The sequence below is a fragment of the Parabacteroides caeci genome (genome assembly GCF_023656795.1).
Taxonomy (GTDB): domain Bacteria; phylum Bacteroidota; class Bacteroidia; order Bacteroidales; family Tannerellaceae; genus Parabacteroides; species Parabacteroides segnis.
Window position 1 is genome coordinate 44339 of record NZ_JAMOKT010000030.1, and the last position, 15576, is coordinate 59914.

General features: G+C 49.9%; 7 protein-coding genes. All 7 read left to right on the forward strand.

Annotation, left to right across the window (positions count from 1 at the left end; genetic code table 11):
• The first annotated feature begins 33 nt into the window (after positions 1-33).
• Positions 34-2124, forward strand: coding sequence for a type IA DNA topoisomerase (locus tag NBH15_RS15595; protein WP_008672316.1), 2091 nt, complete (start codon positions 34-36; stop codon positions 2122-2124).
• 239 nt (positions 2125-2363) lie between these two features.
• Positions 2364-2816, forward strand: coding sequence for a DUF1896 domain-containing protein (locus NBH15_RS15600; RefSeq protein WP_009292480.1), 453 nt, complete (start codon positions 2364-2366; stop codon positions 2814-2816).
• Positions 2806-8637 (forward strand): helicase-like domain-containing protein, encoded by a 5832-nt coding sequence (locus NBH15_RS15605; RefSeq protein WP_009017938.1) that lies wholly within the window; start codon positions 2806-2808, stop codon positions 8635-8637. The genes NBH15_RS15600 and NBH15_RS15605 overlap by 11 nt, the downstream gene beginning before the upstream one ends.
• A 655-nt stretch (positions 8638-9292) precedes the next feature.
• Positions 9293-11218: a tetracycline resistance ribosomal protection protein Tet(Q) gene (tet(Q), locus tag NBH15_RS15610; RefSeq protein ID WP_005861693.1), complete on the forward strand. Its 1926-nt coding sequence runs from the start codon at positions 9293-9295 to the stop codon at positions 11216-11218.
• Entirely contained in the window at positions 11218-13536 is a 2319-nt protein-coding gene (locus NBH15_RS15615; protein ID WP_005861691.1) for a hybrid sensor histidine kinase/response regulator, read from the forward strand. Before tet(Q) ends, NBH15_RS15615 begins: the two co-directional genes overlap by 1 nt.
• Positions 13529-14851, forward strand: a complete 1323-nt coding sequence (locus NBH15_RS15620) for a sigma-54-dependent transcriptional regulator (protein WP_005861689.1) — start codon at positions 13529-13531, stop codon at positions 14849-14851. The genes NBH15_RS15615 and NBH15_RS15620 overlap by 8 nt, the downstream gene beginning before the upstream one ends.
• 280 nt (positions 14852-15131) lie before the next feature.
• A complete protein-coding gene (locus NBH15_RS15625) occupies positions 15132-15554 on the forward strand; it encodes a dihydrofolate reductase family protein (protein WP_005861687.1) in 423 nt (140 codons plus the stop codon).
• The last annotated feature ends 22 nt before the right edge of the window (positions 15555-15576 follow it).

A 15576-nucleotide genomic window follows, 5' to 3' on the forward strand; every position in this document is an offset into this window, starting at 1 on the left:
AATCCAAAGTATCAACAACAAAAGCAAGAAAACATGAAGACAATCATTGCAGAAAAGCCCTCCGTGGCACGTGAAATCGCCCGCATCGTGGGCGCGACAAAAAGAGAGGAAGGATATTTCGAAGGAGGCGGCTATGCCGTGACATGGGCATTCGGACACCTCGTCCAGCTTGCCATGCCTGACGGCTACGGCGTGCGCGGATTCGTCCGTGACAACCTCCCGATTATCCCCGACACCTTCACGCTCGTCCCCCGTCAGGTCAGGACAGAGAAGGGCTACAAGCCCGACAGCGGCGTGGTGTCGCAGATAAAAGTCATCAAAAGACTGTTCGATGCAAGCGAACAAATCATCGTGGCGACCGATGCCGGACGCGAGGGTGAACTTATCTTCCGCTACCTCTACCACTACACGGGCAGTACCACTCCTTTCGTGCGCCTGTGGATAAGCTCGCTCACCGACAAGGCTATCCGCGAGGGATTGCGCAACCTCGAAGACGGCGGCAAGTATGACAACCTATACCTCGCCGCCAAAGCGCGAAGCGAATCCGACTGGCTCGTGGGCATCAACGGCACGCAGGCACTCTCCATCGCCGCCGGACACGGCACGTATTCCGTCGGACGGGTGCAGACACCCACGCTGGCGATGGTGTGTGAACGCTACTGGGAGAACCGCCGTTTCACGCCCGAAGCCTTCTGGCAGCTCCATATCGCAACGGACGGTTGCGACGGCAAGGTCGTGAAATTCTCATCCTCTGAAAAATGGAAGTCGAAAGAACCGGCAACGGAGCTATATAATAAGGTAAAGGCGACAGGCTTCGCAACGGTAACGAAAGCCGAGCGCAAGGAGAAAACGGAGGATACCCCGTTGCTGTACGACCTGACCACGCTCCAGAAAGAAGCCAACGCCAAGCACGGCTTCACGGCGGAACAGACGCTTGAAATCGCGCAGAAGCTCTACGAGAAGAAGTTGATAACCTATCCGAGAACGGGAAGCCGCTACATCCCCGAAGACGTGTTCGCTGAAATCCCCAAGCTGCTCGCCTTTATCGGCACGCAGCCCGAATGGAAAGACAAGGTGCGGGCAAAAGCCATCCCGACACGCCGCAGCGTGGATGACGGCAAGGTAACAGACCACCATGCCCTGCTCGTCACGGGAGAGAAACCGCTCTTCCTCTCCAAAGAGGACAGCACCATTTATCAGATGATTGCCGGACGCATGATAGAGGCATTCTCCGAAAAATGCGTCAAGGACGTGACTGCTGTCATGGCGGAATGTGCCGGAGTGGAGTTTACCGTGAAAGGCAGCGTCATCAGGCAAGCCGGATGGCGTGCCGTCTATGGCGAGGAAAACAAGGATGAAACCACTATCCCCGGCTGGCAGGAAGGCGACACGCTGACACTGAAAGCCTCTTCCATCACAGAAGGGAAGACCAAGCCCAAGCCGCTACATACCGAAGCCACCCTGCTGTCCGCAATGGAAACGGCGGGCAAGGAAATCGAGGATGACGCACTGCGGCAGGCGATGAAGGACTGCGGCATCGGTACTCCCGCCACACGCGCCTCCATCATCGAAACGCTCTTCAAGCGCGGTTACATGGAACGCTGCAAGAAATCGCTTGTCCCCACTGAAAAGGGGCTTGCACTCAATTCCGTGGTGAAGACGATGCGCATCGCCGATGTCGCCATGACAGGCGAATGGGAGAAGGAACTTGCACGCATCGAGCGTGGGGAGCTGTCCGCCGATACCTTCCGCAAAAAGATAGAGGCGTACACGCGGGAGATTACCTCCGAACTGCTCTCATGCGACAAACTCTTCGGCAGCCGCGATTCCGGTTGCGCGTGTCCCAAGTGCGGCACGGGCAGGATGCGGTTCTACGGCAAGGTGGTACGCTGCGACAACACGGAGTGCGGGCTTCTCGTGTTCCGGCTGAAAGCGGGACGCACCCTGTCCGACGATGAAATAAAAGACCTGCTCACTGACGGGCACACCAAGCTGCTCAAAGGCTTCAAGAGCAAGCAGGGCAAGAACTTCGATGCCATAGTCGCCTTTGACGGGGATTATAACACGACGTTCGTGTTCCCGGAAAAGAAATGCAAGTCTTCCTATCCGAAAAAAAGGAAATAATCACTAACTTTTGATAAGTTAGGCTGCATCTCAACAATAGAAACAAACAAGTTTTTTTCGTATTGTCTTCGATTTGCACTAACTTTGCCACTTGTTCAGAGTAATGAATTGTTCTTCAATACCGGATTACACTCATACTTTGGATTTAGTGGTGGCACTCGGAGGGATACCGAGTGCCTTTTTCTTCCTTTTTTCAACCGATTATCCCGTTAAATATCAATCCACTAAACTCCAAAGTAATGAACAACAAGAAGAAAAACGAGGGTCAGGCCGACTTTTCCTATTACGGTCTGTACCTGCTGGACTATCTCCGCACGAACAAGTTTGAACAGGCTGATGACACTGCTTTCATACGGGAACGCGCCGACCGTGCCGCCGAAACGTATGAAAAGGCTCGGCTCGAAGGCTATCCCGCCGACGGTGCGCAGGAACTGGCTATGGACACGCTGCTGCGCGGGCTGCGTTATTCCCGTTACGACATCCTCCGCGAAGTCGTGGAGAACGAGTTTTCCGATGAAGTGCCGGAAGAGAAGCGTGAAGCCTTTATCCATAAACTCCTGCCGCTTGTCGGCAACGTGTTCTCCGTCTATGACCTCTCGGACGACAACTTCGCCCTGTCTTCCGATTACGACCTGCTCTACACGGAGCTGACGGGGGCAACCGTCCTTTACTTAGACGAATATGGCGTTTAACCGCAAACAGAAACTGCGGGACAACATCGAGGCGATACGGACGGCATTCATCCTTGACAGGGAACAGAGAACGGCGACAACCGAAGAGCGTGCCATACTCCAAAGGTACTGCGGTTTCGGCGGTCTGAAATGTATCCTCAACCCTGCGAAGGAACTGACGGATGCCGTCCGGTGGGCGAAATCCGACCTCGAACTGTTCGCCCCGACGGTGGAGCTGCACAGGCTTATCCGTGAGAACAGCAATGACGAAACGGAGTACAAGCGGTTTGTGGATTCGCTGAAAGCGTCCGTGCTGACCGCTTTCTACACCCCCAAAGAGATAACCGACACCCTTGCGGACGTGCTGGCGGATTACAGCGTCCGTCCCACCCGTATGCTCGAACCGTCGGCAGGTGTCGGCGTGTTCGTGGATTCCGTGCTACGGCACAGCCCCGGTGCGGACGTGATGGCTTTCGAGAAGGATCTGCTCACGGGTACAATCCTGCGGCATCTCTATCCCGACAAGAAAACGCGCACCTGCGGTTTTGAGAAAATCGAAAGACCGTTCAACAATTATTTCGACTTGGCGATGTCCAACATTCCGTTCGGTGACATTGCCGTGTTCGACGCGGAATTTGAAAAGAGTGGGTCCTTCGGCAGACGATCGGCACAGAAAGCCATCCACAACTATTTCTTTCTCAAAGGACTGGATGCCGTGCGTAACGGCGGTATCGTGGCGTTCATCACCTCGCAAGGGGTATTGAACAGCAGCAAGACCTCCGTGCGTAACGAGCTGTTCAGTCAGGCTAATCTGGTATCTGCGATACGCCTGCCCAACAACCTGTTCACGGACAACGCGGGGACAGAAGTGGGCAGTGACCTGATTGTCCTGCAAAAGAACCTCAGCAAGAAGGAAATGTCGCAGGACGAGCGGCTGATGACCGTGATACAGACGGACACGAAAACCGACCTGACCGACAACGCCTATTTCATCCACCACCCGGAACGCATCGTGCATACGACGGCGAAACTTGACACAGACCCCTACGGGAAACCCGCTATGGTCTATCTGCACGAGGGCAAGACCGCAGGCATAGCCGGGGACTTGCGCCGTATGCTTGACGAGGATTTCCATTACAGGCTCGCCATGCGCCTGTATTCGGGAACAATCCGGCAGGCGGGAACGGAAGAGAGGGTTGCCGTACAAAAGGAAATGGAGCGTCCTGCCATAAAATTGGAAACGGTACCTCCGGCACAAGCGGTGGAAACTCCGACGGAGAAACCGCAATCCGCAGAGGAAAAGCCGGAGATAGAACCTCGTCCGAAATATTCCGCCGGAGTGCAGCTCACGTTGCTCGACCTCTGGGGCATGACGGAAGAGGTCAGCCAGCCTAAAACCGCCAAAAAGAAAAAAACGGCGAAAAAGGAAAGCCCGGCAAGGCGCGTTACGCCCAAGTCGCAGGTGCAGACCACACAGAATGTTACGGCTGTGCCGACGGCTTCCACCCCTAAGAATGTTACGGAAAACAAAGAGGCGAAAGCGGACAGTGCCGCCAAGCCTGCCGACCCGGACGACATCTATGCAAAGCTGGACTGGGAAACCAATCCTCCCATCAACGGCTTCTACGAGATGATGATGGGACTCACGCCGGAGCGCAGGAAGGAACTTCGGGAGCTGGCAAGGCAGCATAATGAGAAACAGGAAAACAGAACGGTTGCGACGGTCACGCCGGAAGTACCACGTGAACACCCCCGGCAGGAGAAAACACAGCCGGAGGTTGCCGCCACACCTGCCGCTACCGCTGCTCCACCGGAAGCGGTGGCGACTTCCCTTTTTCCCGACATCGAACCGGAAAAGCCGAAGGAGGAAGTCGTGGACCTTACGCCGCGTGCCTACCACCGCACGCCGGAGATGCACCTGCGCGAAGGGTCGTTAGTGACAGATTGGGGACGTCATAACATCGGCTATCTGAAGGACATCACACCATACGGGGCTACATTCCAGCCGCTCGACCTGAAAGGCTACCAGAAGGAGAAGGCGTTACAGTATGTTTTACTCCGTGACGCCTACGAGCGGCTGTACCGCTATGAATCGAACCTGCACGAAGCAAATGTCCAGTGGCGTGAGCATCTGAACACCTGTTACGATGAGTTCGTCATGCGTTACGGCAACCTCAACGCCAAGCAGAACGTGAAGCTGGTGATGATGGACGCGGGCGGGCGTGACATCCTTTCGCTGGAACGGGTGAAGAACGGAAAGTTTGTCAAGGCGGACATCTTCGAGCGTCCCGTTTCCTTCGCGGTGGAGAGCCATGCCAACGTAGGCTCTCCTGAAGAAGCACTGTCCGCGTCGCTCAACAAGTTCGGCACGGTCGATCTCGACTATATGCGGGAGATAACCGACAGCACGGCGGAGGAGTTGCTCACAGCCCTGCAAGGACGTATCTATTACAATCCGCTCGTGACCGGTTACGAGATCAAAGACCGTTTCATAGCCGGAAACGTGATAGAGAAGGCGGAACGCATAGAGGCTTGGATTGGTGACAATCCCGAAAATGAGCGTATGCCTGAAGTGAAACAGGCGTTGGAAGCCTTGAAAGACGCCGAACCGCCGCGCATCGCCTTCGAAGACCTTGATTTCAACTTCGGGGAACGATGGATTCCGACGGGTGTCTATGCCGCCTACATGAGCCGTCTGTTCGACACGGAGGTGAAAATCGCCTACTCCGCAAGCATGGACGAGTTTTCGGTGGCGTGCAGCCACAAGAACTTCAAGATATGGGACGAGTTCTGCGTGAAGGGCTATTACCGCAGTTATGACGGTATGCACCTCCTGAAACATGCCCTGCACAACACCTGCCCCGACATGATGAAGTCCATCGGCAAGGACGAGCATGGCAACGACATCAAGGTGCGCGACAGCGAGGGAATACAACTCGCCAACGCCAAGATTGACGAGATACGAAACGGTTTCTCCGAATGGCTCGAAGAGCAGTCGCCGCAGTTCAAGGAACGGCTGACGACGATGTATAACCGCAAGTTCAACTGTTTCGTACGCCCGAAGTATGACGGCTCGCACCAGACTTTCCCCGACCTCAATCTGAAAGGGCTGGCAAGCCGGGGCATCAGGAGCGTCTATCCCTCGCAGATGGATTGCGTCTGGATGCTCAAGCAGAACGGCGGCGGAATTTGCGACCACGAGGTTGGAACCGGCAAGACGCTGATAATGTGTATTGCAGCGCATGAAATGAAACGTCTGAACCTGGCGCACAAGCCGATGATTATCGGGTTGAAAGCCAATGTCGCGGAGATTGCTGCCACCTATCAGGCGGCATATCCCAATGCGCGTATTCTGTACGCTTCGGAAAAGGACTTTTCGACCGCCAACCGCGTGCGTTTCTTCAACAACATCAAGAACAACGACTACGATTGTGTCATCATGTCGCACGACCAGTTCGGCAAAATACCGCAGTCGCCGGAGTTGCAGCAACGCATCCTGCAAGCGGAACTTGACACGGTGGAGGAAAACCTCGAAGTGCTGCGCCAGCAGGGAAAGAACGTGTCGCGGGCGATGCTGAAAGGTCTGGAGAAGCGCAAGCACAACCTTGAAGCGAAGCTGGAGAAGGTGGAACACGCCATAAAGTCACGCACGGACGACGTGGTGGATTTCAAACAGATGGGCATCGACCACATCTTCATTGATGAATCGCACCAGTTCAAAAACTTGACGTTCAACACGCGCCATGACCGTGTGGCGGGGCTGGGAAACAGCGAGGGAAGCCAGAAGGCACTTAACATGCTCTTTGCCATACGCACCATACAGGAGCGCACAGGAAAAGACTTGGGTGCGACCTTCCTCTCCGGCACGACTATCAGCAACTCACTGACTGAATTGTACCTGCTGTTCAAGTACCTGCGCCCGAAGGAGCTGGAACGGCAGGACATAAGGTGTTTTGACGCTTGGGCGGCGATATTTGCCAAGAAGACGACGGATTTTGAATTTAACGTGACGAACAATGTGGTCCAGAAGGAGCGTTTCCGCTACTTCATCAAAGTGCCGGAGCTTGCCGCCTTCTATAATGAAATCACGGACTACCGCACGGCGGAGGATGTGGGCGTTGACCGCCCTGCCAAGAACGAGATACTGCACCACATACCGCCAACGCCGGAACAGGAGGACTTCATACAGAAACTGATGCAGTTCGCAAAGACTGGCGATGCCACCCTGTTGGGCAGACTGCCGCTTTCGGAAACGGAGGAAAAGGCGAAGATGCTTATCGCCACGGACTATGCCCGCAAGATGGCACTCGACATGCGTATGATAGACCCGAATTATGAAGACCACCCCGACAACAAGGCGAGTCACTGTGCCAAGATGATTGCGGAGTATTACCAAAAATACGACGCGCAGAAGGGAACGCAGTTCGTATTCTCTGATTTGGGGACATACCAGCCGGGAGACGGGTGGAACGTCTATTCGGAAATCAAGCGCAAGTTGACGGAGGACTACGGCATACCGCCAAGCGAGGTGCGCTTCATTCAGGAGTGCAAGACCGACAAGGCTCGGAAGGCGGTGATAGACGCCATGAATGCCGGAACGGTGCGTGTGCTGTTCGGCTCCACCTCCATGCTCGGAACGGGTGTGAACGCACAGAAACGGTGTGTGGCTATCCATCACCTTGATACACCGTGGCGACCGTCCGACCTGCAACAGCGTGACGGACGCGGAGTTAGAGCCGGAAACGAAATTGCCAAGCATTTCGCCGGGAACAACGTGGACGTAATAATCTACGCGGTGGAGAAGTCACTGGACAGCTACAAGTTCAACCTCCTGCATTGCAAGCAGACTTTCATCAGCCAGCTTAAAAGCGGTGCGATGGGTGCACGTACCATCGACGAGGGGGCTATGGACGAAAAATCGGGCATGAACTTCTCGGAGTACATGGCGTTGCTATCCGGCAACACCGACCTGCTGGACAAGGCGAAACTGGAAAAACGTATCGCCTCGCTCGAAGGGGAACGCAAGTCTTTCAACAAGGGCAGGCGTGATTCGGAGTTCAAGCTGGAGTCAAAGACAGCCGAGTTGCGTAACAACACGGCTGTCATAGATGCCATGACGGAGGACTGGAACCGCTTCCTTTCGGTGGCGCAGACCGACAGGGAGGGCAACCGCCTTAATATAATAAAGGTGGACGGTGTGGATTCCACCGATGAGAAGGTTATCGGAAAGCGTTTGCAGGAGATAGCGAAAAACGCCACTACGGGCGGGCTTTACACACAGGTCGGAGAACTTTACGGTTTTCCGATAAAGGTGGTGAGCGAGAGGATACTCAAAGAGGGATTGGAGTTTACCGACAACCGCTTCGTGGTAGAGGGGAACTACAAGTACACCTATAACAACGGACATCTGGCAATGGCTGACCCGTTGGCCGCCGCCCGCAATTTCCTCAACGCTTTGGAGCGCATCCCCTCCATCATCGACCAGTACAAGACTAAGAATGAAGTGCTGGAACGTGAGATACCGCAGTTGCAGGAGATAGCGGGCAAGGTGTGGAAGAAGGAGGAAGAACTGAAACAATTGAAGTCTGAACTTGCCGCACTTGACCGAAAAATACAACTGGAACTTGCGCCGCCCACGCCCGAAGTCGCCGAAAAGGAGAACGAAGGGCAACAGGTCAAGCCGGAAGCGGAAGATGTGCGGAACAGGCAGGCGCAATATTCCGAAAATGCACCGCCGCAGATACGCAATCCATCGGAAAGTATTATCCCCAATCACACCATAACTGGGCATCCGGGGCTGTATGCCAAGGAGGAAACCCGGTTCAAAGGATTGAAAATATAACCTTAGGAATTTTATCTGAAGTATTAATAGGGGCTATCCCAAAAGGTCTAAAAGTAAATTTTATCCTCTCTGCAAGTATCTGTAGGATGGTAACTGCATTTTTTCTTTTTGGGCAGCCCTTATTAAAATTTATTCTTATTTTAGGTTATATACATTCATGTCCATTTATGTAAAAAATTCCTGCTGACCTTGTTTATGTCTTGTCAGTCACCATTTGCAAAACCATATTTGACCCTCAAAGAGGCTGAATTTGATAAGCAACTTGCTACATACTCATAAAAGGAGCTAAATAGAACACGAATGGGAAATACTCAAATGCCAAACTAAAGAAGATATTGGCCAAAATAAACGCTATACCGAGAGAGAAACTTGATTTTTCAACTTCCTAAAACGGTGTTGTTCAAACATTTCTACTTATTTGTACTTACCAGTTGAACCTACGCTTCCCTAATAAAATGTCTATGGTAAAAAGTTAAAAAATCCTCCCACTTTTGTTAGATATATTTTTTTGTGTAATTTTGTAATCGTTATGCGGCAGTAATAATATACATATTAATACGAGTTAGTAATCCTGTAGTTCTCACATGCTACGAGGAGGTATTAAAAGGTGCGTTTCGACAACGCATCTAATGTAGTATATTATTGCTTAATCCAAATGAATATTATAAATTTAGGAATTCTTGCTCACATTGATGCAGGAAAAACTTCCGTAACCGAGAATCTGCTGTTTGCCAGTGGAGCAACGGAAAAGTGCGGCCGTGTGGATAATGGTGACACCATAACAGACTCTATGGATATAGAGAAACGTAGAGGAATTACTGTCCGGGCTTCTACGACATCTATTATCTGGAACGGGGTGAAATGCAATATCATTGACACTCCGGGACACATGGATTTTATTGCGGAAGTGGAGCGGACATTCAAAATGCTTGATGGAGCAGTCCTCATCTTATCCGCAAAGGAAGGCATACAAGCGCAGACAAAGTTGCTGTTCAATACTTTACAGAAGCTGCAAATCCCGACAATTATATTTATCAATAAGATTGACCGTGCCGGTGTGAATTTGGAGCGTTTGTATCTGGATATAAAAACAAATCTGTCGCAAGATGTCCTGTGTATGCAAACTGTTGTCGATGGATCGGTTTATCCAGTTTGCTCCCAAACATATATAAAGGAAGAATACAAAGAATTTGTATGCGACCATGACGACAACATATTGGAACGATATTTGGCGGATAGCGAAATTCCACCGACTGATTATTGGAATACGATAATCGCTCTTGTGGCAAAAGCCAAAGTCTATCCGGTGCTACATGGATCAGCAATGTTCAATATCGGCATCAATGAGTTGATGGACGCCATCACTTCTTTTATACTTCCTCCGGCATCAGTCTCAGACAGACTTTCAGCTTATCTCTATAAGATAGAGCATGACCCCAAAGGACATAAAAGAAGTTTTCTAAAAATAATTGACGGAAGTCTGAGACTTAGAGACGTTGTAAGAATCAACGATTCGGAAAAATCCATCAAGATTAAAAATCTGAAAACTATTTATCAGGGCAGAGAGATAAATGTTGATGAAGTGGGTGCCAATGATATCGCGATTGTAGAGGATATGGAAGATTTTCGAATCGGAGATTATTTAGGTGCTGAGCCTTGTTTGATTCAAGGATTATCTCATCAGCATCCCGCTCTCAAATCCTCCGTCCGGCCAGACAAGCCCGAAGAGAGGAGCAAGGTTATATCCGCTCTGAATACATTGTGGATTGAAGACCCGTCTTTGTCCTTTTCCATAAACTCATATAGCGATGAATTGGAAATCTCGTTATATGGTTTGACCCAAAAGGAAATCATACAGACATTGCTGGAAGAACGGTTTTCCGTCAAGATCCATTTTGATGAGATCAAGACTATCTACAAAGAACGACCTGTAAAAAAGGTCAATAAGATTATTCAGATCGAAGTGCCACCCAACCCTTATTGGGCCACAATAGGGCTGACTCTTGAACCCTTGCCGTTAGGGACAGGGTTGCAGATCGAAAGTGACATCTCCTATGGTTATCTGAACCATTCTTTTCAAAATGCCGTTTTTGAAGGAATCCGTATGTCTTGCCAATCAGGATTACATGGATGGGAAGTGACAGATCTGAAAGTGACTTTTACTCAAGCCGAATATTATAGCCCGGTAAGTACACCTGCTGATTTCAGGCAGCTGACCCCTTATGTCTTCAGGCTGGCTTTGCAACAGTCAGGTGTGGACATTCTCGAACCGATGCTATATTTTGAGTTGCAGATACCCCAGGAGGCAAGTTCCAAAGCTATTACAGATTTGCAAAAAATGATGTCTGAGATTGAAGACATCAGTTGCAATAATGAGTGGTGTCATATTAAAGGGAAAGTTCCATTAAATACAAGTAAAGACTATGCCTCAGAAATAAGTTCATACACTAAGGGCTTAGGCATTTTTATGGTTAAGCCATGCGGGTATCAAATAACAAAAGGCGGTTATTCTGATAATATCCGCATGAACGAAAACGATAAACTTTTATTCATGTTTCAAAAAACAATGTCATCAAAATAATGGAGCGGTCAGGAAATTTCTATAAGGCAATACGGTTGGGATATATACTTATCTCCATTCTTATCGGATGTATGGCATATAATAGCCTCTATGAATGGCAGGAGATAGAAGCATTAGAACTTGGCAATAAAAAAATAGACGAGCTCCGAAAAGAAATAAACAATATCAATATTCAAATGATAAAATTTTCTCTATTGGGTGAAACGATACTGGAATGGAACGATAAAGATATCGAGCATTACCATGCACGGCGTATGGCAATGGACAGTATGCTCTGCCGTTTCAAGGTCACCTATCCAGCAGAGCGCATCGATAGTGTGCGCAGTCTTTTAGAGGATAAGGAACGACAGATGTTCCAGATAGTCCGGTTAATGGATGAACAACAATCTATTAACAAGAAGATAGCCAATCAAATTCCGGTTATTGTGCAGAAAAGTGTGCAGGAACAGTCCAAAAAGCCAAAACGAAAAGGTTTCTTGAGCATCTTCGGCAAAAAAGAGGGAACGAAGCCAACGACAACAACAACTACGCTCCGTTCATCCAATAGAAACATGGTCAACGAACAGAAAGCGCAGAGCCGTCGATTGTCAGAACAAGCCGATAGTCTTGCTGCCCGTAATGCAGAACTTAACAGACAACTGCAAGGATTGATTTGCCAAATCGAAAAGAAGGTACAATCTGATTTACAAAATAGAGAAAGCGAGATAACAGCCATGCGTAAAAAATCATTTATGCAGATAGGCGGCTTGATGGGATTTGTTCTTTTGCTGTTGGTCATTTCCTATATCATCATACACCGTGATGCAAAGAACATTAAACGATACAAACGCAAGACAACGGATTTGATCGAGCAATTGGAACAGTCCATGCAACAAAATGAGGTACTCATAACCTCCCGAAAGAAAGCGGTACATACTATTACCCATGAGTTGCGTACACCACTGACGGCAATAACCGGCTATACCGAACTTTTGCGGAAAGAATGCAATAGCGGTAATAATGGGCAATATATCCAAAATATACTGCAATCCTCCGACCGTATGCGGGATATGCTCAACACTTTGCTTGACTTCTTCCGCCTGGACAACGGCAAGGAACAGCCCCGTCTGTCACCCTGCCGGATTTCTGCAATCACGCACACACTTGAAACGGAGTTCATGCCTGTTGCCGTGAACAAAGGGCTGTCCTTGTCCGTGAAGACTGGACACGATGCCATTGTATTGACCGACAAAGAGCGAATAATACAAATCGGGAATAACCTGCTGTCAAACGCTGTCAAGTTCACAGAAGAAGGCGGTGTTTCTTTGATTACTGAATATGATAATGGAGTTCTGACACTGGTCGTTGAAGATACAGGTACAGGCATGACAGAAGAGGAACAGAAACAAGCGTTCGGTGCGTTTGAACGTCTATCAAATGCCGCCGCAAAGGAGGGTTTCGGGCTTGGGCTTGCCATAATGCGTAATATTGTGTCGATGCTTGGCGGAACAATCCGTTTGGACAGCAAGAAAGGGAAAGGCAGTCGTTTCACAGTTGAAATTTCTATGCAGGAAGCTGAAGAACAGCTTGGATATACAAGCGATACACCTGTTTATCATAACAATAAATTCCATGATGTTGTCGCTATTGACAATGATGAGGTATTACTTCTGATGCTGAAAGAGATGTATTCCCAAGAAGGAATACACTGCGACACTTGCACCGATGCTGCGGCACTGATGGAAATGATACGCCAGAAAGAATACAGCCTGTTGCTGACAGACTTGAATATGCCCGGTATAAACGGTTTCGAATTGCTGGAACTGTTGCGTTCGTCCAACGTGGGCAATTCACCAACAATCCCGGTGGTTGTGGCAACCGCTTCGGGCAGTTGTAACAAAGGGGAACTATTGGCAAAAGGCTTTGCCGGATGCCTGTTCAAGCCGTTCTCCATATCGGAACTGATGGAAGTTTCCGACAAATGTGCCATAAAAGCGACACCGGACGGAGAACCTGATTTTTCAGCCTTGCTGTCTTACGGCAATGAAGCCGTCATGCTGGATAAGTTGATGACGGAAACTGAAAAAGAGATGCAGGCGGTACAGGATGCGGCAATAGAGAAAGACCTGCAAAAGCTGGATTCTCTTACACACCACCTGCGCAGCTCGTGGGAAGTACTACGTGCCGACCAACCGCTAAGGGAACTTTACGGATTGCTTCATGGCGATACACTCCCGGATGGTGAAGCGTTAAGCCGTGCTGTGACTGCCGTGTTGGAAAAAGGAGCGGAAATAATCCGGTTGGCAGAAAAGGAAAGGAGAAAATACGAAGATGGATAAGACAAAAATAATTGTGGTGGAAGACAACATTGTGTATTGCGAATATGTCTGCAATATGCTGTCACGGGAGGGCTACCACACTATGAAGGCTTACCATCTCTCAACCGCGAAGAAACATCTGCAACAGGCAACGGATAATGACATCGTGGTTGCCGACCTGCGTCTGCCTGACGGTAACGGTATAGACCTTTTGCGCTGGATGCGAAAGGAGGGAAAGATGCAACCCTTCATTATCATGACCGACTATGCCGAAGTGCATACCGCAGTGGAAAGCATGAAGCTCGGTTCGATAGACTATATCCCCAAACAGCTTGTGGAGGATAAACTGGTCCCTCTTCTCCGTTCCATACAGAAAGAACGACAGGCGGGACAACGCCGTATGCCCGTGTTTGCCCGTGAAGGTTCCGCCTTTCAGAAAATCATGCACCGTATAAGGCTGGTAGCCGCTACCGATATGAGCGTGATGATATTCGGAGAGAACGGAACAGGTAAAGAACATATTGCCCACCACCTGCACGACAAAAGTAAACGGGCAGGCAAGCCATTCGTGGCGGTGGACTGCGGTTCACTCACTAAAGAGCTTGCACCATCAGCTTTCTTCGGACACGTCAAGGGCGCGTTCACGGGTGCGGATAGTACCAAGAAAGGGTATTTCTATGAAGCGGAAGGCGGCACGCTGTTTCTGGACGAGGTGGGCAACCTTGCGTTAGAAACCCAACAGATGTTACTCCGTGCCATACAAGAGAGGCGGTATCGCCCGATCGGTGACAAATCGGACAGAAGTTTCAATGTTCGCATCATCGCCGCCACCAATGAGGATCTGGAGGCGGCAGTGAGTGAAAAGCGTTTCCGGCAGGATCTGTTTTACCGTCTGCATGACTTCGGGATAACCGTTCCGCCCTTGCGTGACTGTCAGGAGGACATCTTGCCGTTGGCGGAGTTCTTCCGCGAGATAGCCAACAAGGAATTGGAATGCAATGTGAGCGGTTTCAGTTCCGAAGCACGTAAAGCGTTGCTGACACACGCATGGCCGGGCAACGTGCGGGAACTTCGGCAAAAGATAATGGGAGCTGTATTGCAAGCGCAGGAAGGTGTGGCGACGAAAGAACATCTGGAGCTTGCCGTAATCAAACCTACCTCACACGTCAGTTTCGCCCTGCGCAATGACGTGGAGGATAAGGAACGGATATTACGGGCGTTGAAACAGGCAAACGGCAACCGGAGTGTCGCCGCAGAACTGCTCGGAATAGGCAGAACAACACTATACAGCAAACTTGAAGAGTATGGACTTAAATATAAATTCAAGCAATCATAGCCCGTAATTCACTGAATTTGGCTATCTTTGCATAACATTTGAGAAAAACGGCGATTGGCAGGAGCTTTTTGCCGCCAACATATAGGATAAGACCGCAAGGCGTTTCAAGCGAAAATCTGGTAAATTGGAACTACGGAGACGATTGCGTGATGCTTATGCTATGCTTATGCATAGCGTGCATTCACGTACTCTCCGTAAAGGCTTTACCAGAGCCATCGCTTGAAGGTAGTGTGAATTGCACGCTACTTTTTTTACCCTTGCCTAACGAAAGGAAACGATTATGGGTAAAGTTCAGATTCTCGCCGTACTGACGATGGACGGATGTCTTTCTTCAGAGTTATATGATAAAGCACATCAGGATTTGTGCCTTGACCGTTGCGGTCTTGATGAAATCAGGGAGAAAGCCCTTTACCATGTCACACCGGACTATTCCATTTCAATGCTGCACGAATGGCGGAAAGACGGTACAAACATTCGTTACCTCGCGGAAGCCACACCAGACACGTCGGACTATATCAACGGACTGCTGCGTATGCACGCTGTGGACGAAATCATACTATACACCGTTCCTTTCATCGCGGGAACAGGACGGCATTTTTTCAAATCGGCTCTGCCGGAGCAACACTGGACGCTTTCCTCCTTGAAAAGCTATTCCAACGGTGTATGTCGCATTATCTATATCCTTGATAAAAAAGCAAGATAGCCAAAATGTGCGGCAAGCATAC